The 26222-nt window shown below is 43.0% G+C and carries 21 protein-coding genes; 10 read left to right on the top strand and 11 right to left on the bottom strand.

What is annotated here, in order from left to right; all coding sequences use genetic code 11:
- Nucleotides 1–422 precede the first annotated feature (422 nt).
- Nucleotides 423–2552, top strand: coding sequence for a DUF3536 domain-containing protein (locus AC3WVG_RS04835; RefSeq protein ID WP_488797051.1), 2130 nt, complete (start codon nucleotides 423–425; stop codon nucleotides 2550–2552).
- Nucleotides 2553–2576: 24 nt separating this feature from the next.
- Here AC3WVG_RS04835 and AC3WVG_RS04830 read toward each other — a convergent pair whose 3' ends face one another.
- Both AC3WVG_RS04830 and AC3WVG_RS04825 read right to left on the bottom strand, forming a co-directional pair.
- On the bottom strand, nucleotides 2577–2918 hold the full coding sequence (locus tag AC3WVG_RS04830) for a hypothetical protein (protein ID WP_488797050.1): 342 nt from the start codon (nucleotides 2916–2918) through the stop codon (nucleotides 2577–2579).
- 133 nt (nucleotides 2919–3051) lie between these two features.
- Nucleotides 3052–3489, bottom strand: coding sequence for a DciA family protein (locus AC3WVG_RS04825; RefSeq protein ID WP_488797049.1), 438 nt, complete (start codon nucleotides 3487–3489; stop codon nucleotides 3052–3054).
- 232 nt (nucleotides 3490–3721) lie between these two features.
- Between AC3WVG_RS04825 and ahcY the strand changes: the two genes are divergently transcribed.
- Nucleotides 3722–5143 carry an adenosylhomocysteinase gene (gene ahcY / locus AC3WVG_RS04820; protein ID WP_488797048.1) on the top strand — a complete coding sequence of 474 codons (1422 nt, stop codon included), beginning with the start codon at nucleotides 3722–3724 and terminating at the stop codon, nucleotides 5141–5143.
- A 519-nt stretch (nucleotides 5144–5662) separates the two neighbouring features.
- Here the strand turns inward: ahcY and metK are convergent.
- From metK to panC, 4 genes are all read right to left on the bottom strand, one after another.
- Nucleotides 5663–6832 (bottom strand): methionine adenosyltransferase, encoded by a 1170-nt coding sequence (gene metK, locus AC3WVG_RS04815; RefSeq protein WP_252381599.1) that lies wholly within the window; start codon nucleotides 6830–6832, stop codon nucleotides 5663–5665.
- Complete coding sequence (locus AC3WVG_RS04810; RefSeq protein WP_488797047.1) at nucleotides 6829–7491, bottom strand: DUF502 domain-containing protein; 663 nt, start codon at nucleotides 7489–7491, stop codon at nucleotides 6829–6831. Before AC3WVG_RS04810 ends, metK begins: the two co-directional genes overlap by 4 nt.
- Entirely contained in the window at nucleotides 7484–7843 is a 360-nt protein-coding gene (gene panD, locus AC3WVG_RS04805) for an aspartate 1-decarboxylase (RefSeq protein ID WP_488797046.1), read from the bottom strand. Before panD ends, AC3WVG_RS04810 begins: the two co-directional genes overlap by 8 nt.
- A gap of 77 nt (nucleotides 7844–7920) precedes the next feature.
- Nucleotides 7921–8769: a pantoate--beta-alanine ligase gene (gene panC / locus AC3WVG_RS04800; RefSeq protein ID WP_488797045.1), complete on the bottom strand. Its 849-nt coding sequence runs from the start codon at nucleotides 8767–8769 to the stop codon at nucleotides 7921–7923.
- Nucleotides 8770–8899: 130 nt separating this feature from the next.
- Here panC and AC3WVG_RS04795 point away from each other — a divergent pair, with 130 nt between their 5' ends.
- From AC3WVG_RS04795 to argJ, 3 genes are all read left to right on the top strand, one after another.
- The gene (locus AC3WVG_RS04795; RefSeq protein WP_488797044.1) at nucleotides 8900–10126 is read left to right on the top strand and encodes a (Fe-S)-binding protein; all 1227 of its coding nucleotides are present in this window, start codon (nucleotides 8900–8902) and stop codon (nucleotides 10124–10126) included.
- Nucleotides 10127–10248: 122 nt separating this feature from the next.
- Complete coding sequence (secA, locus tag AC3WVG_RS04790; RefSeq protein WP_488797043.1) at nucleotides 10249–12753, top strand: preprotein translocase subunit SecA; 2505 nt, start codon at nucleotides 10249–10251, stop codon at nucleotides 12751–12753.
- 77 nt (nucleotides 12754–12830) lie between these two features.
- A complete protein-coding gene (gene argJ / locus AC3WVG_RS04785) occupies nucleotides 12831–14012 on the top strand; it encodes a bifunctional glutamate N-acetyltransferase/amino-acid acetyltransferase ArgJ (protein WP_488797042.1) in 1182 nt (393 codons plus the stop codon).
- A 32-nt stretch (nucleotides 14013–14044) separates the two neighbouring features.
- Here argJ and AC3WVG_RS04780 read toward each other — a convergent pair whose 3' ends face one another.
- A complete protein-coding gene (locus AC3WVG_RS04780) occupies nucleotides 14045–14680 on the bottom strand; it encodes a cyclase family protein (RefSeq protein ID WP_488797041.1) in 636 nt (211 codons plus the stop codon).
- A gap of 405 nt (nucleotides 14681–15085) precedes the next feature.
- The gene (locus AC3WVG_RS04775) at nucleotides 15086–15673 is read right to left on the bottom strand and encodes a hypothetical protein (protein ID WP_488797040.1); all 588 of its coding nucleotides are present in this window, start codon (nucleotides 15671–15673) and stop codon (nucleotides 15086–15088) included.
- A 707-nt stretch (nucleotides 15674–16380) separates the two neighbouring features.
- Between AC3WVG_RS04775 and AC3WVG_RS04770 the strand changes: the two genes are divergently transcribed.
- From AC3WVG_RS04770 to AC3WVG_RS04750, 5 genes are all read left to right on the top strand, one after another.
- Nucleotides 16381–17007 (top strand): HD domain-containing protein, encoded by a 627-nt coding sequence (locus AC3WVG_RS04770; protein ID WP_488797039.1) that lies wholly within the window; start codon nucleotides 16381–16383, stop codon nucleotides 17005–17007.
- Between the two features lie 59 nt (nucleotides 17008–17066).
- The gene (locus AC3WVG_RS04765) at nucleotides 17067–17654 is read left to right on the top strand and encodes a hypothetical protein (protein ID WP_488797038.1); all 588 of its coding nucleotides are present in this window, start codon (nucleotides 17067–17069) and stop codon (nucleotides 17652–17654) included.
- A 519-nt stretch (nucleotides 17655–18173) separates the two neighbouring features.
- Nucleotides 18174–19052 carry an MlaE family ABC transporter permease gene (locus tag AC3WVG_RS04760; protein ID WP_488797037.1) on the top strand — a complete coding sequence of 293 codons (879 nt, stop codon included), beginning with the start codon at nucleotides 18174–18176 and terminating at the stop codon, nucleotides 19050–19052.
- Between the two features lie 35 nt (nucleotides 19053–19087).
- A complete protein-coding gene (locus AC3WVG_RS04755; RefSeq protein WP_488797036.1) occupies nucleotides 19088–19852 on the top strand; it encodes an ABC transporter ATP-binding protein in 765 nt (254 codons plus the stop codon).
- 152 nt (nucleotides 19853–20004) lie between these two features.
- Nucleotides 20005–21519, top strand: coding sequence for an MlaD family protein (locus AC3WVG_RS04750; protein ID WP_488797035.1), 1515 nt, complete (start codon nucleotides 20005–20007; stop codon nucleotides 21517–21519).
- Between the two features lie 375 nt (nucleotides 21520–21894).
- Here the strand turns inward: AC3WVG_RS04750 and rnr are convergent, their stop codons facing one another.
- The 3 genes from rnr to AC3WVG_RS04735 form a co-directional block, all read right to left on the bottom strand.
- Nucleotides 21895–24009 carry a ribonuclease R gene (rnr, locus tag AC3WVG_RS04745; RefSeq protein WP_488797034.1) on the bottom strand — a complete coding sequence of 705 codons (2115 nt, stop codon included), beginning with the start codon at nucleotides 24007–24009 and terminating at the stop codon, nucleotides 21895–21897.
- A 369-nt stretch (nucleotides 24010–24378) separates the two neighbouring features.
- Nucleotides 24379–25449 carry a tetraacyldisaccharide 4'-kinase gene (gene lpxK / locus AC3WVG_RS04740; protein WP_488797033.1) on the bottom strand — a complete coding sequence of 357 codons (1071 nt, stop codon included), beginning with the start codon at nucleotides 25447–25449 and terminating at the stop codon, nucleotides 24379–24381.
- A 47-nt stretch (nucleotides 25450–25496) separates the two neighbouring features.
- Nucleotides 25497–26204: a Bax inhibitor-1/YccA family protein gene (locus tag AC3WVG_RS04735; RefSeq protein WP_488797032.1), complete on the bottom strand. Its 708-nt coding sequence runs from the start codon at nucleotides 26202–26204 to the stop codon at nucleotides 25497–25499.
- Between the last annotated feature and the right edge of the window lie 18 nt (nucleotides 26205–26222).

Genomic DNA, 26222 nt, shown 5'->3' with positions numbered 1-26222 from the left:
TAGAACGCTCAACTCTTGGTTCAGGAACAATAGATAAAATCTTTAATATTTTATTGCTCATGATAGACCTCCTCAAAAATTTTGGAAGTCTTAACCTATTTTTTGCTCGAAAAAAGCCTAAAATTTCACAAAGCTATCATATTTTTCCTAAAAATTAAACAATAACTTTTTTGATGCGTTTGCCCTGGCGTAAATTGTAAATCGAATTGACATAAAATGAGCTAAGGAATAGCAAGGGTTAATTCCTAATTATTAAGGAAGTCCTCAATTTGGTTCTCTATTCAGTGATGATCTTGTAAAAAGTCAAAATATGCTATTTTGCTAAAATTGTTAGATACTTAACTTGTTAAAATAGTTTAACATTCAACATAAAATATTCAACAATACCTGCAAAAATTTAGTTTTTGCAGGTATGTCATATTATGAAGCATTTTAAATCTCTTTGTATTCACGGCCATTTTTATCAACCTCCACGCTTTGATCCCTGGTTGGAAGAGGTCTTGCCGGAAGGCAGTGCTGCGCCATTTGCTAACTGGAATGAGCGGATTGCCAGGGAGTGCTATGAGCCTCTGGCCTTTGCTCGCAGGTTGAGTCACGATGGCAAGATTTTTAATATTATAAATTGTTATGAATGGATTAGTTTTAATGTGGGGCCAACTCTTCTCACCTGGATTGAAGATAAAGTTCCTCAAGTCTACGCTCGAGTAATCGAAGGCGATAAGAAAAGTGTGCAAAAGCTTGGTTTTGGTAATGCACTGGCCCAGTCTTATCATCATATAATTATGCCTTTGACCACTGATTTGGACAGGGATGTGGAAATTTCTTGGGCTATAGCAGATTTCGAGTATCGGTTTGGACGTAAGCCCGATGGCATGTGGCTGCCAGAAACCGCTGTGGACATTTCCACGCTGGAGGCCTTGGCCAGAGCAAAAATTGAATTTACTATTCTTGCTCCCAGGCAGGCTATGGCTGTTGCTGAGCTTAATAGTGAAGAGTGGGCACCTGTGGATGAAACGAGCCTGGATACATCCATGCCCTATTTAGTCAATTTACCTTCCGGAAAGACTATAGCAGTCTTTTTTTATAATGGTCCTCTGTCGCATGGAGTGGCTTTTGACGATTATTTAAGTGATGGTGAGGGGTTTTGGCAAAAAATTACGACTGGTCATTTAGGGGGACTTTTGACTCTGGCCACAGACGGGGAGTCTTATGGTCATCATTTCAAGTTTGCAGAAATGGCCCTGGCCTATGTCATTGAGCAGGCTCTAAAAAATAGAGACGGCATAGACTTGGTCAACCTAGCTTATTATCTTCACCAAAATCCACCGCAAAAAAAAGTAAAAATCAGGGAAAAAACTTCCTGGAGTTGTGTTCATGGTCTAAAACGCTGGCAGGATGATTGCGGATGTAGTGCTGGCAGGCATCCGGACTGGCGGCAGCACTGGCGAAGACCCTTGCGACGGGCTTTGAATTATCTCAAATATTATGTGGACGAGCATTTTAGACGCTTGGGCAGGACATTGTTTGAGAAACCCAATAAGGCCTTACTTGACTATGGGAAGTGTCTATGCGGAAAGATAGACCAGGAAGAATTTGCACATACGTATTTACGGTCCGGCTTTTCAAAAAAAGATATGACCCGGGCTTTTACTCTTTTGGAGATGCAACGCTACGCCTTGGCCAGTTTTGCCAGCTGTGCCTGGTTCTTTGATGATATTGGCCGAATTGAACCATTAAATAGTTTAAGTTGTGCCTTGCGCAGTATGGAGCTTATGCTGGATCTGGACGGACCTGACATTGAAGAAGGTTTTGTGCATATTTTAGAGGAGGCATTTTCCAATGACGAGGCTATAGGGGATGGCCGGCAGATTTGGATGACCCTGGTTAAGCCAGACCAAATGAGTAGAAAAAGGTTGGTTAATCTTGGTCTTACCCTACGAAAAAACAATATCCAGCCAGATTTTAAGGGGGTTAAGTTCCTTTTTGAAAAGGAGCACATGACCATTATCTGGCCAAAGCTGTTTAAAGAAGAAAAGATTGAGTTAGAGCCAGGAAAGTATGAAATATCTTCAAAAGAGCTTGGACCCAAACTAAATAAATATTTACTTTGTGAGCTTGCCAGACAAAAACAGGACTGGATGTGGTCAGGGTTAATAAAGGTAGGAGAAGAGCTGGTTCCTTATTTTCATCAATGGGAAGAAGGACAAACAGAAGTTTTCGACCAGGTTAAAGATTTTCTCCCTGCGTTGATTTTGCATCATATACTTTTTGAGGAGCTGGAAAGGAAAAAATTCATTAATTATTTTAAAATGTTCTTGTCTGAAAATCCTTTTTGGCAACAGAAGATCTCCAGACAGGTTGAGGATGGCTTGTGGAGATGTTTTTATGCACAAGATTGGAGCCAAATGATCAGGATCATGGAGCGGAGCAATAATCTCGGCTTAAGTCTGGATTTATTTAAAATTCAAAATGAGATATGGAAGAAGGGTGTTAAAAACTTTGATGCACGATTTTTGAGCGCTTTCTTTTTTGACACGGCCTCATCGAACTGACGAGACCGTGCTTTTTATCTCGTTTTAAGCTGCAGCAAGACGCCGGGTCAGTTTCTTCAAGTTATGGATTTTACGACGCAGCTTTTCTCGTTCTGCCCGCTTAGACTTTGGCAAGGCCAGCTTCTGGGCTCTTAATTCCTTGATTTGCCTCTTGAGGTCTCTGATTTGAGCTTTGTAGGGAGATGTTTTGTCATCAGCATCATCAGAGATTCCTAAAACTTCTTTAATGGCTGCCAAAAGCTCTTCTTTATCCATTCCAGAGGCACCAGTAATCTGAGGAATCTTGTCCATGGCCAATTGGCGCAGTTCCTTGGCAGTCATTTTGTCTAATGGTTTCTTGAGCTCTAATTTGATCTCTTCACTCATGTCTAGTCCTCCTAAAGAGTTTAAAGTGTAAAGTTTAGAGTTTTTTGCGGAATTGTGCTTCTTGAGTATGGTTGCTTACGTTAAAAAGCATGATTTTCCGACTTTATTGAGATGATTACCATAACTCTAAACTTTAACCCTCAAACATAGATATATATTTTTTATAGCATTTATAAACTGGCGAATCTTTTGGTAATTTATCCAGCAAGTTACCTAGATTTTGCGGCTTTTTTAAAGAGCGTTGTCTGACCGGTGTTATGACTAATTGTTGATCCAACGGGGTTCTGCCCTTTATCAGCTCGAAGCGTATTTTGTCAAAAAAAGGTTGGCCTAAAAAATCATTGACTTTGTCCAAGATTTGGGGGGCAAAGAAATTCATTTCCTGGATGACTATAGAATCGTCTGCCCCTAAAATAAGGGTGTGTTGCTTATGCCCCAATGGTCTGATCAGGTCCGCTAGTTTTGACCCAACGACCTCTGACCAATTGTTCCAGAGCTGAGCCAGGCGAAAGTTGTTTTTAATTTCCTCACTGGAAAATTGATTTTTTAATGCTTCGGCAAAGGAACGCATTTTTTATATTAACCCAATTAATTGTTGAATGTTTAAGTTTAAAAATTGAGACAATTTTTATTATTTGTCAACCACCATCACAATTTTCACTGTGAACATTATTTTGATTTTTTGTTTTACAATGGGACAATTGTACAAATTCGACCTTGAGTTTTTAGTGAGATGGCGATAGAAAATTTTTTATCAATGGATTCTCAATAATGATAATTAGTAAACAACTTAGGAGGAATTAATGGTTTTAAAATTAGATCCAACTTTGGAGTATAAGATTGCTGATATTGGTCTGGCCGAATGGGGGCTGAAAGAAATGGCTCTCTCAGAGAATGAAATGCCAGGCCTTATGGCATTGCAGGAAAAGTATGGTCAAGAAAAGCCCTTAAAAGGGTTAAAGATCATGGGCAGTTTGCACATGACCATTCAAACGGCCATGCTTATTCAGACCTTACACAAATTGGGCGCTGATATTCGCTGGGCCTCCTGCAACATCTTTTCCACCCAGGATCACGCGGCAGCAGCAGTAGTGAAGAAGGGGTATGCCAAGGTCTTTGCCTGGAAAGGTGAGACATTGGAAGAGTATTGGTGGTGTACCGAGCAAGCCTTGACCTGGCCGGATGGTTCCGGTCCGGATCTGATCGTGGATGATGGTGGAGATGCCACCTTGTTTGTACATCAAGGGGTAAAGGTGGAAAAGAACCCTTCGCTTTTGAATGAGAAACAGGACAATAAAGAGTTTCAGATAGTGATGGATCGTTTGGCTGAGAGTTATAAAAATGATCCCCAAAAATGGACACGTATAGCAAAGAATATTCGCGGAGTTTCAGAGGAGACCACCACTGGTGTGCATAGGTTGTATCAGATGGAAAAAAATGGCGAGCTCTTATTTCCGGCTATAAATGTTAATGATTCCGTTACAAAATCAAAATTTGACAATATTTATGGCTGCCGTGAGTCTCTGGCTGATGGGATCAAAAGGGCCACTGATATTATGCTTGCAGGAAAGGTGATCGTGGTTTGTGGTTATGGAGATGTGGGTAAGGGTTGCGCTCAATCCATGCGCGGCTACGGGGCCAGGGTACTGATAACAGAGATTGATCCTATTTGTGCCCTGCAGGCTGCTATGGAAGGATATGAAGTAACCACAATGGAGGAAGCCGCTCCTATTGGAGATATATTTATAACGGCCACGGGTTGCTGTGACGTTATTCGCGGTGAGCATATGGAGCGGATGAAGGATGAGGCCATCATTTGTAATATCGGCCACTTTGATTCAGAGATTGAGATGAGTTACCTGGAAAATAATCCCAAGTGCAAGAGAATTAATATCAAACCCCAGGTGGACAAATGGATTTTGGAATCAGGCAGGTCTATAATCGTCCTGGCCGAAGGGCGGCTTGTCAACCTGGGTTGTGCCACAGGGCATCCCAGTTTTGTCATGAGTAACAGTTTCACCAACCAGGTGCTGGCTCAGATTGAATTGGCCAAAAATAAGTATGAACCTAAGGTGATGGTTTTACCTAAAAAGTTGGATGAGGAAGTGGCCAGGCTCCATCTGGAGCGGTTAGGAGTAAAACTGGAACGGTTAACCCCAAAACAGGCAGAATATCTAGGCGTGCCAATTGACGGGCCGTACAAGCCGGAACATTATCGCTATTAGTTCTCTCGGGCTTCCTTTGCAGGCTTGTTTTCTTCAATACTAACAATGTTTGGGATTATGAGTTTGTGGCCAAGCCCTATTTTAAGCGTTGATTGAAAGTCCTGGTTTCTGAAATGCATTACAAACGGCTTGGGTAACCCAATCTTAGTGAAGCTTGCGGATAAGCATAGCATCGGAGTGACAAAGCTAACTATCTGGGAGATTTGCCTAAGTATCGACAATAAAAAGAATGTTCATTTACCCTAAATGCCCCATTATGCTCTGCCCGCAAGCAAACTATAGATGGGTCCAAGTCTTTGTGCCAGCATGAAAGAAACCAAGACTAGAATAAATCATGGAAATTAAGTTGATAAAAAGGTTCGGCTACAAGCTCTTATGGCATGTTAGAGATTTCAGAAAGTCGAGATAGGTCTAATTGAAAAACGGAAAAAGGGGGAAGCCTACTATTTTTACTCGGCTTCCCCCTGTCTTCGTTCTATATTTTTCTCTATTATCCTGCGTGTCTCCGCGTCATTAGCATTATATCTTACAGGCTGTTCTCAAATCGTCAACAGCGTCGGTCTTTTCCCAGGTAAAATCCACATCTTCTCGCCCAAAATGACCATAGCAGGCTGTTTTCTTATAGATGGGCCTAAGCAGGTTAAGGCGCTCTATGATGTAGTAGGGGCGGAGATCAAAGACTTCTTTGACCGCTTTGGTTAAAACATCATCCGGTACTTGGCCTGTACCCCAGGAAGTGACCAGAACAGATACTGGTTCAGCCACACCAATGGCATAGGCAATTTGGACTTCACACTTATCAGCCAGTCCGGCAGCTACGATGTTTTTGGCAATATACCTGGTCATGTAAGCAGCAGATCGGTCTACTTTGGACGGATCTTTGCCGGAAAAGGCACCGCCGCCGTGGTTTCCCATGCCTCCATAGGTATCCTGGATAATTTTTCGTCCGGTAAGGCCGCAGTCGGCCAGAGGCCCGCCAATGACAAAGCGACCAGTGGTATTGATAAAAATACGCAAGTTTTCATCCAGCATGTCTTCTGGCAGAACCTTGAAGATAACTTCTTCTTTGACGGCATCTACAAGGTCTGCATAAGATATATTTTCATTGTGCTGGCAGGCTATGACCACATTGTCTATCCGGGTTGGTTTACCGTTAATGTATTCCACGGAAACTTCTGTCTTGCCGTCGGGTCTCAAGAAATCCAGGATATTGTTTTTGCGTACGTAGGCCAATCGCCTGGATAATTTATGGGCGTAGTAAATAGGAGCAGGCATCAATGTCTTGGTCTCATTGACTGCAAAACCAAACATCATGCCCTGATCTCCTGCACCCTGCTCTTCTGGTTTTTGTCGGTTTACACCCCTGGCAATATCTGGCGATTGCCTGTCTATGGATGAGATAACAGCGCATGTTTCATAGTCAAAACCTACATCTGAGCTATCGTAGCCGATTTCTTTGACTGTCTCTCTGACAATCTGGGGAAATTCAGCAAATGCAGTAGTGGAAATTTCTCCGGCTATAAAGGCTAGGCCAGTGGTAACCAGGGTCTCACAGGCTACGCGCGCCTGAGGATCTTGTTCCAATATGACATCCAGCACTGCATCAGAAATTTGGTCAGCCACCTTGTCCGGATGGCCTTCGGTCACTGATTCCGATGTAAATAAATAGCGGTCACTTGCGACGATCATTTGTTTCCTCCTTGATTGGGGTCTTCGGGATTTATTATCCCACCTGAGATAAGCAGCTTAAACGAGTCCTCCACGCTCATGTCCAGAGGAATGACATCTTCTTCTGGAACCACCAGGTAATACCCGGATGTGGGGTTGGGAGTAGTGGGGACATAGACATTTATTACTTTTTTTTGGGTTTTTCGTTGTAACTCACCCACGGCCACTCCAGTTACATAAGCCAGAGAATAAACTCCATCGCGGGGAAATTCAACAAGGACAACCCGTTTGAAGTCTTTTCCCGCACCATTGACGAGCGTTTCTATCAGTTGTTTTACTGATGTATAAAATTTGTTTATGAAAGGAATTTTGTTGATGATCCTCTCCCATAACGAAACCAATTTACTCCCCAAATAGTTGCGGACCAGGAAACCTGTAATGATCAGGAGAATGACCAAGACGATAACTCCCAATCCGGGTACTGGAAAGGGCAAAAAGGCTTCTGGCCGATACTGGGCTGGAATGATGAGCAGAATTCGGTCGAGCCACTTTATAAGAACTTTTAAAAAGTAAAAAGTGGCCGCAATGGGGGTTAGAAAGAGAAGACCCGCAATGAGGTTAGTTTTTAAAAAGTTCTTGAATCGGATAAAAATATTTGGTTTTTCATTTTGCTTAACCACGAACAAACCTCTTGATTCTATTTTGGTTGTCAACGAAGACAAGTTTGGGGCTGTGCGCCTGGACCTCAGAGGGCTCTAGTTGAATATAAGAGGCTATGATTACTTTTTGCCCGGCTTTACCTTTGTGGGCTGCCGCCCCGTTTAAACAAATTTCACCTTTTTGACCTCTGATAGCATACGTGGTCAACCTTTCTCCGTTGTCGACATTATATACATCAACTTGTTCAAAAGGCAAAATGCCTGCAGCCTCCATCAGTTCCGGACAGATAGCGATGCTGCCCTCATATTCGACATTGGCACCGGTGAGGGTGGCGCCGTGAATTTTAGATTGTAAAAAGGTTCTTAAAGCCATATTAATTCTCCGTAATTCGTGATTCGTAATGGATGATGAGTCTAACTTGGTTAGTTTTTTTGCTTTTTTATGCTTAACTAAACACGAAGTACGATATTGTCTATCAGTCTGGCGTGGCCAAGAAAAATAGCCACAGCCAAGAGGGTTGGTTGGTCTATTAGAGACACAGGAGTCAACTGTTCTGGATGGACCAGTTCAATATAATCTATTTTGCCTGAAGGTATGTTCTCTTTGTAAAATTCTTTTAGTGCGTTTTTGATTGTTTCAGCCTGCACATGAGTCTGTTTAACCATAGTCTGGGCCATTAACAAGCCTTTATAGATAAAAGGGGCCTGTTTTCGTTCAGCGGGTGTTAAATAGGTGTTTCTGGAGCTCATGGCCAGTCCGTCTGGTTCGCGTACAATAGGCCTGCCGACTACCTCTATAGGAAGATTTAAGTCTTTGACCATGCGCTTGATAATTGTCAACTGCTGCCAATCTTTTTGTCCAAAGATAGCCAGATGAGGCAAGGTCAGGTTAAACAGTTTGCAGACAATAGTGGCTACCCCCCGAAAATGGGTGGGCCGGGCCTTTGCGCACAGATTTTGGGCCAGGTCCGGGACCTCAACCCAGGTGCAATGGCCTGGTAGATATAGGTCTTCAGGCTTGGGAGTAAATAGGATATCGACTCTTTCTTTTTGGGCTAGTTTTTTATCCCGGTCCAGATCGCGCGGATAGGCTTCAAGATCCTCATTTGGTGCAAACTGGGTAGGATTGACAAATAAGGAGACTATGAGTTGATCACAATTTTGTCTTGCCCAGCGCATCAGGCTTAAATGCCCTTCATGAAAATAGCCCATGGTGGGCACGAGAGCAATTTTTTTACCCTGGCTTCGCAGATCAAGACATATCTGCTGCAGTTTGTGCACATCACTTATTATTTTCATAAGCAACTTTTTTTAAAAACATTAAAATTTAAGTGACAGATTAGATTTTGTCTAGCGATACTTAACTTTTTGAAATTGTTAACTATTTGACTCTCTAGTCAATGGAACATAAATAATGTAAAAAAAGATTATGATTAAGGCAATGGGTATTTATTCTTTTCAAACGGTCAGCGAGGCTAAATGTATTCAATGTGCCCGCTGCCTGGAGGTGTGTCCTGTATTTTTAGCCACCAATGCCGAGGAATTAAGTCCGAGGGCCAAGGCTGTCATGTTACAGAATATGGATTTATTGTCCAGGTATATGACTCGCGAGGTTCGACCCTCTGACCCTCGACTCCTAAATCAGGTGCGAATGTTAGCAGGCCTCTGTGCCGGTTGTGGCAAATGTGCCCGGGTTTGTCCACAGCAAGTTGATGTTCCGGGACGGTTATCTAAAATAAAGTCCGAGTGTTCCGGTTGGAGGGCCTGGATATGGGCTAGATTGGTCAAATACGGTTTTTTGTTTCCCAAGGTGTTGCCTTTGGCGGCTACAGAACGCGTTCTTGGTCCGTTTTTACCTGCAGGGAGGAGAAAATACCTGACGGCAATGTCCGGGGGCGAAACAGTCAAGCCCTGGCTGAAAATAGAAAAGTCGAAGGGCACACAAGGCATAAGCTGTGAGTCCTCAGTTGTTGAGAGAGAGGATGTAAAAAAAGTAGTTATTTTCCCCGGTTGCCTTGGGCGTATTTTTTGGCCCCATTTACTTGAAAAGGCAGAAAAGCTCCTTAATTGCCTTGGCTATGAACTTTTGCCAACACCTGACTGGGCCTGCTGTGGCTTTACCTTCAAGGGGGCCGGCTTACTAGACGAACAAAAGAGATGCCAAGAAATAAATTTTGCTATTTGGAAAAAGCTGGGACAGCCTAAGATTGTTACTTTTTGTGCTACATGCGACCAGGGGTTAAAAGATATACTTGATACGAATTTTTCAAAGTTAAAGGAGAGTATTGTATCTTTTGAGGGGTTAATAGATTATGCTACCTGGACGCTTGATGGGGATAGGCCGGAGCATATTTTGTGGCACAGGCCCTGTCATGCAAGAGAAGGCGAAGCCAGGCTCTGGCAGGAGAAATTTGAGAGGGCCGGAATGAAGTTAACTTTAAATGAGGAGTATTGTTGTGGTCTAGGTGGTAGTTTACAAATTGAAGCCCCGGATTTAAGCAGGCGAGTAAGTACTTTATTTTGGCAAAATTTAGATATAAATGGCGGCACGGTACATATCCTTTCGTCCTGTAATGGGTGTGTGTTGCAGCTTAAAGCTACCAAACCGGATAATATGCGTGTAAGCCATTGGCTCGAGGTTGTAAGGACTGAGTAAAAGAAAATAAGAAGTTAAGAAGATAGGATTGAGAAGTTGAGGAAATAGTTTTTACCGCCGTGGAAGTTTTTGACTTCTAGTTTTCTAACTTCCCAACTTAATTATATTCAAGAGGTAAAGATATGTTTGGAATGATTGTAAAGAAGCTTTTTGGAACCAAGAATGAACGATATTTAAAAAAACTTCAGCCCATTGTAGCCAGGATTAACGACCTTGAGCCGGAAATACAAGGGCTTAGCGATGATCAGTTGAAGCAAAAAATAGCTGATTTTCGTCAGGAAGTGGAAAATGGCCGTAAATTAGATGAAATTTTACCCGAAGTCTTTGCCATTGTCCGCGAGGCCTCCAAGCGGGTTCTTGATATGCGTCATTTTGATGTTCAGCTTATAGGCGGTATTGTCCTCCATGAGGGCAAGATTGCAGAGATGAAGACAGGTGAGGGTAAGACTTTGGTGGCCACTTTGCCTGTGGTGCTTAATGCCTTGACCGGTAGAGGGGTCCATGTGGTCACGGTGAACGACTACCTGGCCCAGCGTGATGCTGAGTGGATGGGCAAACTCTATAATTTTTTGGGGTTGTCCGTTGGAGTCATAGTGCATGGTTTAAGCGATGAGCAAAGGAAAGATGCCTATGCAGCAGATGTCACCTATGGGACAAATAATGAGTTCGGGTTTGACTATCTCCGGGACAATATGAAGTTTTACCCGGAACAATTGGTCCAGCGGGAACTCTATTACGCCATTGTGGACGAGGTTGATTCTATCCTCATTGATGAGGCCAGGACCCCTTTGATTATTTCCGGGCCGTCTGAAGAGTCCACTGCGCTTTATGTGCGTATCAATAATATTATCCCCAGCCTGAAAAAGGAAGAGCACTTTACCATTGATGAAAAGGCCAGGTCAGTGACCTTGACCGATGAGGGCGTCCAAAGAGTGGAGGAGATTTTAAAAATAGATAACCTGTTTGATCCGCGCCACATTACTTACCAGCATCATATTCTTCAGGCTCTCAAGGCCCATTATCTGTTTAAGCGGGATGTGGACTACATAGTTAAAGATGGCCAGGTGATTATTGTGGATGAATTTACTGGTCGTCTTATGCCCGGGCGCAGGTATAGCGATGGTTTACACCAGGCCCTGGAAGCCAAAGAGGGGGTTAAGGTAGAGGGAGAGAACCAGACCCTGGCCTCTATTACTTTTCAGAATTATTTCCGCATGTATGAAAAATTGGCTGGAATGACAGGTACAGCTGATACTGAAGCGGTTGAATTTAAGCAGATTTATGATTTGGACGTGATAGTTATTCCTACGCACAAGCCCATGATTAGAAAGGATTATCCTGATGTAATTTATAAAACTCAGGAAGAGAAATACAGGGCCATAGCTGAGGAGATTAAAGAACTGCACTCCAAAGGCCAGCCAGTTCTGGTGGGTACTACTTCCATTGAAAAGTCTGAGTTATTATCGCGTATGCTTAAAAAAATGCGTATCCCCCATGAGGTGTTAAATGCCAAGCATCATGAAAAGGAAGCTGAAATCGTGGCCAAGGCCGGTGAAAAGGGCCGGGTGACCATTGCCACCAACATGGCAGGCCGTGGTACGGATATTGTCCTTGGACCTGGTGTTCGCGAATTGGGAGGTTTGCATATCCTGGGCACGGAACGGCATGAGAGCAGACGTATTGACAATCAGCTTCGTGGCCGAAGTGGTCGTCAGGGAGATCCTGGTTCGTCCAGGTTTTATCTGGCCCTGGACGACGATTTGATGCGTCTGTTTGGCTCGGACCGCATTGCCGCGCTGATGGATAAACTGGGTATGGAGGAAGGGCAGCCTATTGAAAACAAGATGATTTCCAAGGCCATTGAAAACGCCCAGCGCCGGGTAGAAAACCATAATTTTGAAATCAGAAAGACCCTGTTGGAATATGATGATGTCATGAATCAGCAACGGGTGGCTATATATGCCCAACGCCGGGAAATAATGATGGCCGAAGAGTTGGATGATCTGATTCAGGAGTTTATTGATGATCTCCTGGATGAAATTTACGCACCAATAGATGAAGCAGGCAAAGAGGGCGCGGATGAAGAAACCAGGCAGATGGTTTGGTCTAAACTGGATGATATCTTTGATCTAAAAAAGGTTATCAAAAAAGATGAGTTGCCTGATCGCGACCAAGCCAGAGAAGGTGTCTTGCAGATTCTCAACAAGCTAAAAGAAGATACCGGGGAACAATATCAGGAAGTGCTCCGCTTTTTTCTTTTGGAGAGCCTGGATAGGAATTGGAAAGAGCACCTGTTGAATATGGATCACCTCAAAGAGGGGATAGGTCTTCGCGGATATGGGCAAAAGGATCCCAAACAGGAATATAAACGCGAAGGATTTGAGCTTTTCCAGGACATGCTCTTTCGTATCAAGGAGAATACCCTGCGGGCCTTATGTCATTTGCGTATAGAGACCAAGGTAGAAGAAGAGGAGTTCAAGCACAAAGAACAGGAAGATTTGCAATATGTTGGCGGTGATGATCAGCCTAAAAAGAAACCGATAAAGCGTAAAAGCCCTAAGGTCGGGCGCAATGAACCTTGCCCATGCGGGAGCGGTAAGAAATATAAAAAGTGTTGTGGACGGTAAAAAAAGACCGAGTGCTTGGGGGCAATTTTTTTAGAGTTAAAAAATAAAGTTGAGACAGTTTTCAGGGGAGTTTGAAGATGGTTTTAGTGCCTAAAGGGTATTTGTTTGCTACGGTTAGGGCTGGATTTAAGTATCAAGATAGAGATGATCTTGCCTTTATATTTAGTCAGAGTCCGGCCTCTACAGCCGCTGTATTTACTAAAAACAGGTTTCAGGCTGCTCCGATATTAGTTGCTAAAGAAATATTGGAAAGAAAAAACGAAGTTAGGGGCATACTGGTTAATGCCGGTCAGGCCAATGCCTGCACAGGCGAGCCAGGGTATAAGAATTGTCGCCAAACCTTACAAATGTTGCGGGAGCTTTTGGCCCTGGATGAAGATGAAATCCTGCCTGCCTCAACAGGAGTTATAGGAGAGCAGTTTGATCTTAAGAAGTGGGAAAAGGCTATCCCGGAACTTAAGACAGCCTTGGGTCAGGCAGAGCCCGTGCAGGTAGCCAAGGCCATTATGACTACAGATACTTTCCCCAAACTCTCCTGGAAGCGGTTGGACCTGCGAGAAGGGCAGATTACCTTTTTGGGATTGGCCAAAGGCGCAGGAATGATTTGTCCTGATATGGCCACAATGCTTGGGTTTGTACTCTGTGATGCACAAGTAGATTCTGAGTGGTGGACAAAGTCTTTGAAAGAGGCAGTGGACGCGAGTTTTAACGCCATCACCGTGGATGGCGATACAAGTACCAATGATTGTGTCCTGGCTTTGGCCAATGGAGAGGCTATGGTGCGTGTCCATCCGGATGAACAGTATCTGGTGAGCGACGCTTTAAAAGAAGTTTGTCAGGATTTGGCTTACCAGATTGTCCAGGACGCTGAGGGGGGTACAAAGGTGATCCATATCCAGGTCACAGGTGCAAAAGATGAAGCCCAGGCCGAAGTGGCCGCCAGGACTATTGGGCATTCTCCCCTGGTCAAAACAGCCCTTTACGGTCAGGATCCGAATTGGGGACGGATTGTTGCTGCCCTGGGGCGTAGTGGTGCTGAATTTGAACCGGACCAGGTACGGGTGGAGATTGCAGGGATAACTATTTTTGCCCAGGGACAACCTGTGAAGATGGATATAGACAATATCCTTGCCCGTCACTTGCGCAAACAAGATGTGCACATTCTGGTCTGCTTGGGCAATGGACCCGGAGAATACACTTTATTGAGCTCGGATTTGACTGAAGAATATGTGCGTATCAATGCCTGTTACAGGACTTAAGTTAGGTCCAAGTTCTTCCGCATGGTTATGTGTTAAATAATTGCAACCGCTCGCACTGGCGAACCATCTGCCTGTTCTATTTTCAAAGGAAAACATGAGAACATGAAATGATTAGCAGGCAAAGCATCTAAATTTGTTAAGTTTTCAATAATGACAATATTGTGGCTTAGAAAAATTTTATGGATTGGAAAATCCTGAGAATTGGCTTCATCTGCTGAAATCGTGTCCATTCCCACCCCCTTTAGATTAAAATTACAAAGCCATGACGCTGCTTCTGAAGACAAGATCGGGTAATCTTGGAAATAGCTATTAGAACCCCACAAATGACTCCAACCTGTGTTGAATAAAATAAAATCACTATTTTTTATTGAACCCTGATGAGGTTTTAATTCATCAATGTCGATGGATTTCTTTTTTCTTGTAGTCAGATCCAATAAAAATGCTTTCCCGATAAAGTGCTCAATAGATAACTGATCAAGAGTCTTTGCTCCCTTAATGATATGAGCCGGAGCGTCAATATGTGTGCCGATATGTGAATACATAGTAATCTTCTTTTCAAGAAAACCAACGTCATCAATGTTTGACCCGGTGATGAATATGGGTGGTTCTGTGCCCGGATATACAGGCATGTTTGGTGATATTGGATGGCTTAAATCAATTATTTTCATAGGTTTTCACAGAGGAGTAGATATTGGCTTCTGCGAATAAGTCTGCAATATAATAGTTGTAGCTGGCGCGATGGAGCGCCAGCGTATTTCACCCCGTCTCGAACGACTTGTTATGTCGCGTTATCTTCTGACGGCACAACCTTTTTCTGGACCTTGCACTCCTATTTCCCTACTTCGTTCTTTCGAGCAATTATAGAAAGCAGTTTATATTTAGGGGTAGGATAAGTTTTGAAAATCCCCGTCACTGTTTCCTCAACGAAAATGGCATAACCCTCTTCGAAGAACCATTTGACATCATCCTTTTTACCTTTCCTCTCAGGATACTCGATTAGATGCTAGGCGGCCTCTCAGTTTTAAAGAGATCGTCTTCGTTCTCTATGTGTCATATATCTCCGTGTACTTTAATCAATCGAAAAAGCTACTCAGCGGTCTGGGGGGGGCGTTGTTCGGAATGTAAATGGTGCCTACTTTGGTGCCTCTACGCTTCTCAATAATCGTACCGATAAGGCCCTTTATTTCAACAGGGGCCTTATCGGGCATGACCGGCTGAGCATATGAGTCAAGCCATTTCTTAACCATTTTTGGATCGTTTGCCTGAAGAAAAAGTGCAAGGTGGGTGATTTTGATCTCATCATTATACATTTCAATTAGGATTTTTTGATATTGCTTTTCGTCGGTCATGCTCGTCACAATAAGAGGCAGGTTTTCGCACCGAGATATTCTTTTGAGATCAAGGATTTGGGATACAGTTGCAGCATCTTGGAGTGTTTTCGTATCCCAGCTGACTTCGCCAATAGTTACAGTAGTGTTTTCTAAAGGGATCGGAATTGTCAGACCTTTAATGGTAAAACTATTTCCTTGATACTTTATGAGCGGCCTGCAGTAAGGCAGGCACACTTGTGCTCCACTTGGACGACTAACGTAGTAGCATGGTTTAGGACATCCAATGATAAAAAGGAGACTCAGCGAGAGAAATCCTATTAGAATTTTCATGGTATACTCCTCTCTGTTTGTTGTTGGTGCAATTTATGATCAACGCAAAGATCAACAATTGCGGACATTATGTAAAAACGGGAGGATCAATATAAGCTTATAGAGATACAGCTTCCGTTGGGGCTATCAGTTTATTTAGACGTAATCGGTTAAATAGGATGTTTGATAGAATCTGTCTAATTTTCCTACACGGTGATTCTGTCTTGTTGTAGTCAAAGTTAGGTTATGAAAAAGGCAATTTATCACCTAAATTGTGTGATTTTTTTATAGTTCAAACTTTGAGATTGCTTCGCTCCATTTCGTTCCGCTCGCAATGACAGGGGCGAGATAGTCATTGCGAGGGCAGCGAAGCTGCCCGTGGCAATCTCTCCCATTGGGTAAAAAATGTTGGCTCAAAATGTACTTTTATTCCAATGTGTTTAATGTAAAAACTAACTAAAAATCGCTAAGTTAAGATTTGAACCACAATTTGTTTGATTTTAAAAGCCGCAAAATTACGGTAACAACTATTTTTCTAAAAGGTCAAGGAACTGTTAAAAAAAGAATGAAGTTGTTCATTTGGCTGAGCGTTTGTGGGGCAATTATCGCCTGACCCTTGAAAAGGGCGAATCTTCCGGCACGCAAAACCTGGCATTGAATGCCATTGTATTTTTATATAAGCTGGTTTTAAATTGAGCGCTTATGTGTTTTTTATAGAGAGGAGGAAGATGAGCAGTAAACAGGAAAAAGAGATTAACTGGAAAAGACTCGCTGATTTTTTGTTTGAAGTGGGGATGTTAAGAAAAACTCCCCGCACCGGCTATCAATTTCTGGGAAGTGGTAAGGAGAATGTGGCTGAACACTCATATAGGACAGCGATTATTGGCTATGTTCTAGCTGGAATTAGCGGTGCTGATAAAGCCAAAACCGCTCTGCTCTGTTTATTTCATGACCTGCAGGAGACCAGGATTGGCGATTTTAACTATGTATACAGGATTTATAATAAATGTGATTCTGAACGGGCACTAGGGGATGCTCTGGAAGGAACCGGATTTAAAAACGAAATTTTGGACCTGTGGCGCGAGTTGGAACTGGTGGGGAGCAGGGAAGCAGCCCTGGCCCAGGATGCGGATCAGATTGACCTTATTTTAAATTTGAAGGAAGAATTGGATTTGGGCAATAAATATGCAGCTGAATGGCTAGAGTGTGCCCTGGAAAGATTGCGTACTGAAGAGGGCAAGGCCCTGGCCAGACAAATTATGCATACTGACCATACGGATTGGTGGTTTAAGGGGCCAGATAAATCCTGGTGGACAAAGGGTAATGGCCGAGATGAGCAGGGTGAGCAAGATTAGCGAGGTCCAGTATTTGGTTCCGCCTTTGGCGGGTTTTAGCTATTGATGAGGTGCAGGCTGTGAGCAAGGAACTGGAACAGAAACGTCATTTTTACTTCCTTGCCGGCCTGTGCTTTTTGTTTTCTCTCTCTCTACATCTCTATTTTTTATTCTTCCCCAAGTTTTATAATTTATCAACTAAAAGCGAACCAGTCCTGCCTCTCATTTTAGAATTGGGTACTGAGCAGCAAAAAATTAAATCATGTCAATCAAGTGTAAAGCCAGGTGGTGAAGATAAGGTCTTTACAAACCCAAGTAAAGATTATCATTTGGCCCGGCAAATCAACGAGTTGCAGAAAATCAAGACTGTCGCAAAGCTATCTCTAAGTAATGACCGTGTAAAAGCCCATTTAAAACAGATAAAGGCAATGATTTTGACTTATTGGGACCATGCGACACCACCAGGACTGGGTCAGGCCTTGGTGTTGATAAGATTAAATGCACAGGGACAAATCGTGCGCAGTGAAATAGAGTCCATCTATGGTTCTAGGAAATTTGTCCGGTTTGTCCGTTTATTTTTGGATGATCTAACCAAACTGAAATTTCCTCGGCTTGATGGGATGGATGATTTTTGGCTGGAATGCGAGTTCAGGGTGGAACCAGATTAGTTCGGGTAAAATTTGTAGTTAATTTTTTTTGATATTCGCGGCTTTATCTCTGCCCAAGTTTGCTTAATGAACACCTGATTGAGTTGATGAGGATTGTCCTTAAAAAAATTGATTATGTGGATGAATACGCCCTTTTTTTCCAAGAAAACCCTAAAGATAATGTTATTCAGGTTTACAGGCACCGGTTTGTTCTGTTATTCAAAAATTTATCCAAGGATTGGGGCTTGGACTACACATTCACAGCGAAATAACAATAAACACAAATCCTTGTCTTTGCTTCCACCTAATCAGATTCACTTGATGGAATAATAAGAAAAATGAATTTGCTATCTTTCATGTCCTTGCAAAAACACCGTTTGTGTAGGAAGTTTTAGGTTTTACGTTTAATTTTTTAGACCCTTACGATATATTGCAGACGATATTTTTTTTGTCAAAAATGTAAAATTGATTTTTTGCATAGGCATCTTCTCTTATTTTGTTATAAATTCGTGTTAAGCTGCAAAATTGTCGTGAGAAGGAATGGTGAAGCGATTGCCAAGAACCGGCATGCTTTCTCCGAGGCATGAAAGTTTAAGAATCAATATTCCGCAGGGTCAACGCAACAAAGACAATAAACTCCTTAATGCAATGAAAGTTTTGTTTGCCTGGCTTGGCCAGGGGTTTATAGAACTGATTCAGGAAATGGGGCAGGTGATGCTCCTTTTTTTGGAGGCCTGTTACTGGCTTGTCCGTCCGCCAGTACGCTGGCGGCTTTTTTTCAAGCAAATGGAATTTGTCGGAGTAGGTTCTCTGTTTGTAGTGCTCTTGACAGGGCTTTTTACAGGCATGGTTTTGGCCTTGCAGACCTACCATGCCTTTCGCATGTTTTCGGCAGAGAGTCTGGTCGGAGCAACTGTGGCTTTGTCCATGACCAGGGAATTGGGACCGGTAATCACGGCTCTGATGGTTACTGGCCGAGCCGGGTCGTCTATTGCTGCTGAAATAGGAACCATGCGCGTTACCGAGCAGATTGATGCCTTAACTGTCATGGCCATAAATCCTGTTCAATATTTGGTTTTACCCCGCCTTGTGGCTGGTGTCATAATGTTGCCTCTATTGACGGTCATAAGTGATTTTGTTGGAGTTGTTGGTGGATATCTAGTAGGGGTCAACCTTTTGGGTATAAACGCCGGCTTGTTTATGAACAAGATATACGAGTATGTAGAGGTGGAAGATATTTATAATGGTTTGATCAAGGCCGCTGTTTTTGGGCTTATTTTGACTCTAATTGGATGTTATAAAGGATTCTACACCCGCGGCGGAGCAGAAGGCGTGGGGCGGTCAACCACACAGGCCGTTGTTTTGGCCTCAGTATTTATTCTCGTGAGCGATTATATTTTAACGGCGCTGATGTTTTAATATTCTTTTGCTTGAGTGGTTGAGTTGGTGGAGTAATGGACAAAAAAGAAATTATCATTGAACTTAAAGGAGTGCACAAGAGCTTTGGACCTCAGCATGTATTACGCGGTCTAGATCTGGCTTTGCCTCGGGATCAGGTCAATGTGATCATTGGACGCAGCGGGGGAGGAAAAAGTGTTCTTTTAAAGCATATTATAGGCTTGCTCAAGCCAGAACAAGGCCAGGTCTTTATTGAAGGTCAGGATATCGTGCCCATGAGGGAAAAAGATTTGGCTAAGGTGCGTAGGAACTTTGGTATGTTATTCCAAGCTGCCGCGCTTTTTGATTCCTTCACTGTGGCTGAAAACGTAGCCTTCCCACTTATTGAGCATACCAATAAATCAAAGGCTGAGATTATGGATATTGTGGAGGAAAAATTGGCCAAAGTTGGCCTGAAAGGGATGGGTTATAAAATGCCTTCCGAACTGTCCGGAGGGATGCGCAAAAGGGTAGGTCTTGCTAGGGCCCTGGCCCTGGATCCTAAAATAGTTCTTTTCGATGAGCCCACATCAGGTTTAGATCCAGTTATGTCTGCGGCCATCAACGATCTCATTGTTCAAACCCGGGATGAATTCGGGGCCACCTGTGTAGTAATAAGCCACGATATCCAAGCTACCATGGCCACGGCCGATGAGATTTTTATGCTTTATGACGGTAAAATCATTGCTCACGGGAGCCCGGAGGTTATAAGGGAGTTGGACGATCCCGTGGTCCAACAATTTATTCAAGGTAAGGCCCATGGACCAATAAGAGTAGTTTGAAATTGGTTGTAGTGGTTGAATAGTGAATGCTAGAATGGTTGAGCAACACCCAAAAAACATATAACCAATAAAGTTATTCACCTACTCGATCAATAAGCTACTTAACCAAGAATGATAATTCATTTTTAACCTTCAACCAGAAAATTTTAGTTATGGCTACGAAACCAGGTGTAGAAGTCAAAGTAGGAATATTCGTCTTTATAGTCCTTATTGCCCTCGGTTATATGACTACAAAGGTAAGCAAAGGTAAGTTTGTTACCGGCGATATGTATAACATTGAGGTTTTTTTTGATAATGTCAGTGGACTGAAGAAGAATTCACCAGTGGAAATAGCTGGTATTGAAGTAGGGCTGGTTAAAGACATTGTTCTTGAAAATGGGCGGGCAAGAGTAACTTTAGCTTTGAGTCCGGACGTACGGATTCATGCCGATGCAGTGGCTGCAGTGCGCACAAGAGGGGTTTTAGGCGACAAATTTGTGGAACTTCGGAGCGGGACAGAAAGGTATCCGGTCCTGCAAAATGGAGACAGGATTGGCCGCACCGAAGCTCTGGTAGATATGGATAAACTTTTTCAAAAAGTGGGCCAGATTGCCGATGATATAGGCAAGGTGGCTCGTAGTGTCGCAAACGTAGTGGGTGGTCCCGAAGGGGAGCAGGATTTACGATTGCTGGTTCAAAATTTAAAGGAGATGGCCATTGGTTTGAATAAAATGGTTCAGACCAATATGGAGAGCGTTAATCTGATAGTAGCCAATTTTAGAGAATTTTCCAAAGACTTAAAGGATATGTCTGGCGGGAATAAAAAGGGTATTGAAAAGATAATCAGGAATTTTGAAGTGGCCTCTGCCCAGTTAAAAACTACTTTAGATAAAATGAACTCCCTTCTGGATAAGGCCCAAAATGGGGAAGGTCCAGTGGCCAGGCTTATTTCGGATAAAGAGATGGGCGATGATTTGAAAAAGACTCTGGCCTCTTTAAAGAGTGTTTCTCAAAAGATCGATCAAGGTAAAGGTACCCTGGGCAAGCTGGTGAACGATGACACCACAGGAAAAGAGCTAGACAAGACTTTAGAGGGATTAAACAAATATCTTGCCAAGCAGGATCAGTTTCGTACCTCTGTTGATTTTCATTCGGAATATATGTCAGCTTCGGGAGATACCAAGTCTTACCTGACCCTGAAATTGCAGCCGGGAGAGGACAAGTACTATCTCTTGTCCATTGTGGATGATCCCAAAGGCCGAACCAAGACCACAGATACCTACCGCCGTTATCGGGATGATGGTGGTGTCTGGCATACTTATGAGGAAGAAGAAAGCATCACTGAAAAGGATGGACTGAAATTTTCCGCTCAGATTGCCAAGAGGTGGCATGATCTGGTTATAAGGGGCGGGATTATAGAGTCGTCTGGCGGGGTCGGTTTAGACTATTATCTCTGGGATGACCGTATTCAGCTTTTCATGGATGCCTTTGATTTTTCATCCGATGCTCCGCCTCATCTCAAGGCAGGGGGAAAGCTGTTTTTCTTAAAGAATTTTTACGCTATTGCCGGCATGGATGATTTTGTAAGCGATACAGGCGACAGTTCCTTTTTTGCTGGTCTAGGTCTTTACTTTACAGATGAAGATATAAAGTATTTACTATCATCGGCTCCTATGCCCCAGAAATAGGGCTGAGAGGAGGGGTTGGGACTTAGTGAAACTAAAGTCCAGACCTCTTTTTGCTTTTAGAGTCTGTAGTCAAACCATACTTAATAGGGCAAGTTTTCATGATTATTTTCAGTTCTGGTTTCTTTCATGCTGGTGCAAACTCCCGGACCCAGCTATAGCTTGCTTGCGGGCAGAGCATAATGGGATATTTGGGATAAATGAACATTCTTTTTATTGTTGATAGTTATGGTAAATAGTCCCGGATATTTTAGCTTTGTCTCCCCGATGCTCTGCTTGTCCGCAAACTTCGCTAAGTTGGGTTAGCCAGTCATTTGCAAGGCATTCAAGCAACCAGAATTTTCAATTTGGCGGTCAAAAAGTTTGGCTACAGATTCTTTAGTCTTGGATGCTTAATTCCAGTTCCAAGCGGTCAAGACTGGCTTTTTGCAGGATGACCTCCACTTTCTGACCCAGAGAAAAAGTTTTACCGGTGCGCCTGCCAACAATTTTTTGTTGGTCAGGCCAGAAGGTATAATAGTCATCCGCGAGCGAGGAAAGCCTGACCAGGCCATCGGCCAGTACGTCTTCCAGTTCCACCCAGAAACCAAAATCAGTCAAGGAAGAAATCACGCCGGTAAAACTTTCCCCCACCCTTGTCATAAGGCTTAAAATAGTTGCCCTTTTCAATATTTCCCGCTCAGCCTCCATGGCCTTGCGTTCCAGAATACTTAATGATTCTCCCAATTTTTTTAATTTTTTAGGTTTTTGCTTGGCCGGGATCTGTGAGTTCAGGACTTTTTTAAGTGCCCTGTGTACAGTAAGGTCTGCATAGCGCCTGATGGGAGATGTAAAATGGCAATAGCTTGTAGAGGCCAATCCAAAATGCCCTTCATTGAAGGGAGAATATTTGGCCTGCATCATGGATCGAAGCAGTAGGCGGTTGACCAGAAATTCCAGGTCTGTATCCTTGGCCTCCTTGAGCAAAATTTGTAAGCTCTTAGGGTCTTTTTCCTTTGGCAGTTTTTGCCCTAACTGTGTTGAGGCCAGAAGTTTGAAAAGGGAATCCAGTTTGTCTTCATCTGGTTGAGGATGAATTCGATATAGAAATAAAATCCCCTTTTCTTCCAAAAAACTGGCCACGGCTTCATTGGCGGCAATCATAAACTCTTCGATGATTTGGTGAGCAAAATTTCTCACCCGCGGCCTGACCTGCAACTGACCGTCCCGAATATTAAAAAGAACTTCCGGTTCAGGTAGGTCAAAATCAATACTTCCCCGTTCTTTTCTGTTTTGAAGAAGAAGACGGGCCAGTTTGGAAGCATCTTTCAACATAGGTAGAACAGAGGCAATTTCTTTTTGCACTTTTTTGTTCTCCAGTTCCACGGCCTCATGCACCTGAGAGTAAGTCAGTCGATATTTGCTTTTGATAATCGCAGGATAAAATCGGGCTTTTTTACGTAAGCCTTTTGCAGAAAAGACCATTTCAGCAACCATGACCAGCCGGGGAACACGGGGTTTGAGACTGCACAGCCCATTAGAAAGCTTTTCTGGAAACATGGGTTCCACAGAGAGCGGGAAATAATAAGAATTGCCTCTTTCCTGGGCTTCTCTGTCCAGACTGGAGCCCAACTGCACATAGTGGGCAACGTCAGCTATGGCTACAAATAGTCTGAATTGACCTCCTTTTTTTTCCACAAAGATTGCGTCGTCAAAATCTTTGGCCTTAGCACCGTCAATGGTTACAAAATCAAGAAGTGTCAGGTCTTGCCGGCCATTAAAATCTTCGTGCACAGGAGAAGAGGGGAGAGCCTCAATTTCATTAATCACCGAAGAATCAAACTTGGAGGGTATGAGATGGTTTTTTTTGACCAGCTCTTCTTGTACCTTGAGGTCTAATTCCGGTCCTAACTTTTCCGTAAAGATGCCCGACCAAAGTCTTGCTTCCAGTTGTTTGTCTGGCCTGATAACGATTATATCTCCTGGTTTTAAGCGTAAATCAGGCTTTGTAATTTCCACAATCAAGGAAAGCTGAAGTTTTAAATCTGTTGGCCGGGTCAGATAGATATTTGGTCCTATTTGCTCTGTAACTTTGACTGTCAATTCCTGAAATTGCCTTTCAAGAATACGTACTACCCTGCCTTCAGGACTTTTACCTTTTTTTTGAGGGAGCAAAGCCACAAGCACCGTGTCTCCATGCCAGGCTCCTTCAAAGTTATTCGGGTGGATATAAACGTCTTTGCGTCTTTTGTCTTCAGGCAAAACAAAGGCTATTCCAGATTTTTGCATTTCAAATTTACCTTTGATCACAGGTAATTTGTTCACCAAACAATAGGCCCGCCCGGTTTGGATGAGTTTCCCCTGATTTACAAGTTCATTCAAGATTGCTCGAATCTTTTTTTTGTCCTGTTTTCTGAGGGCTAAGGTTTTATAGAGTTCTTTGCGGGTCAGAGGTTTGTCTGACTTTTTAAAGAGTTTAATGATGCTACGAAAATCAATTTTGTTTTTGGCCATATTTAAGTATCCTTTATTTTAAAGTTTGAAAGAGTATGTCTTTTTTATCATATTGTAAAATATACAACTGCAAGAAATCGATTTTTTCAGCTTGTGTCTGCCACGAGAACGGGAGTTACTTTTTGTAGGTATATATTTACAAGAGATTTTTTAAGTCTTTTCAACAAGATAATATTTTTCTTAATCATGATAACATAATTTTGTTTAAATTTTTACCGTTTGATTCTTATTTAATTTTCAAAACGTCGTTTCGCTAACCTGAGCGACCTAATGGTAGGTACTCTCTATATTTTTTTTGTTCAACTAATATTATGCTTCAACACTACATTTAAATCTTCTACTCCCTTAACCTTTTGCCCTTTTTTCCTCTTAATTTTGCCTTAATATTGTTTTTAGGAAAATTTGTTCAAAACGTTGCTCGTCTTGTGCATCAAACTGGACTTCTATTTCCAGGGCTAAGAGATATGGGTAGGTGAATTTTTTCAACTTAAGTGCGTCTTTTGTAGTACAAACTATGTGTTTGACTTTGTCGTTGTGAGCTAGCTGAAGAATATGCTCAAAGTCTTTTTTTTCAAAATGATGGTGGTCTGGAAAAAAAAGATGGTTTTTGGGTGGATAACCTAGGAAATGAGTGATGGTGGATAGGACTTTCTTTGGATTGGCAATGCCAGTGACCAGGATATATGGCTCGTTGTTTAAATGGGGTTGTCTTGTTTGTGTATTTAAGTTGATAAGTGTACGGGGACAAATGCGGAAGTAGAAAATAGGCTTGTTAAAAGGGGCTAGTTTCCGGGCTACATAAGTTGCCAGTGCCTGCGTATCTCTGTTCCAGGTATTGATCAAAAATATATCCGCCCGGTTAAGAGCTGTTTTTTGTTCTCGCCAGGGACCGGCCGGTATGACTTTATTCCAGTGAATCAAGAAGTCATTAGGGGAAAAAAGAACCAGATTCAGATGCCGGTGAACCTTCTGGTGTTGAAAACCGTCGTCCAGTATGAATAGGTCAGGATTTAGATTCGCTAAAGTCCATTTACCGGCTCTGGTTCGGTTTGGATCGACCACAACCTTAGCCAGGGCATGAGACCCGGCAAGAAGTAGGGGTTCATCTCCGCAAATTTTCGGATCATCATTCGCCCGGACCAGATGCGGATAGACAGGAGGCCTAGCTTTATAGCCGCGAGTGAGGATGACAGGACGCAGATTATGCTTGAGAGATAATTTAAGGAGATATTGACAAAAAGGAGTCTTTCCTGTTCCGCCCCAGGAGATATTTCCCACAGAAATGCAGGGTATAGGAGGGTTCCATGTATGGGAGGAGTGGGCCCAATAAGTAGACCTCAGGCGCATACCGAGCCCATAAAGTAGGCTAATGGGCCATAAAACAGGGTAGAGTTTTTTTTGCCAGGAAATCAAGTCAGACATGATTATAAGCCAGGCCACGATCCCTTCCTGGTAGGATAAGGATGCGTGACCTGGCTCCAAAAAAGTTAGTCGCGGGACTGACCAAAAAAGCGGAGAAGCATGAGAAAAAGGTTGATAAAGTCCAGATAGAGGGTCAGGGCTCCCAGGATTGTGCCCCTGCGCATGGCCAGTGAATCATCCAGGGGAGCGCTTTCACCCATCACTTTTAATTTTTGAGTGTCATAGGCAGTTAGGCCAACAAAGATAATGACGCCGATACCGCTGATGACAAAGTGTACTGCCGGGCTCTTTAAAAAGATATTTACGATGGAAGTCAGGATGATGCCCACCAGTCCCATGAACAAAAAGCTGCCCCACGAGGTAAGGTCTTTCTTAGTGGTCAATCCATAAATACTCATGGCTGCAAACATACCTGCACAAACCACAAATGTTGAAGCAATGGATGTGGCCGTGTATATTAAAAGAACAGCTGAAAGAGTAATTCCATTAAGGCCACTGTAGACGAGAAATAAAGATGTGGCGGCTGATGCTGACAAGCGGGTAATTCCTCCGCTGATGCCGACTACAAGCAGGAGTTCACCAATAATCAACCCCCAGAAGAGCAGAGGATTGCCAAAAATAGCCTGAATAAGAGTTGGGGATGTGGCCACGAAATAGGCTACCAGGGCTGTTAGCCCCAAACCTATGGCCATCCATTGGTAAACCCCGCGCATGAATACATTGAGGACTTCAGTCCGCACTTTAGGGGTGGAATAGGTGCGAAAATCTGCCATTGTTTCCTCCTAAATTAA

The sequence above is a fragment of the Desulfovulcanus sp. genome (assembly GCF_982781345.1).
This window is presented reverse-complemented; position numbering and strand designations above follow the sequence as displayed.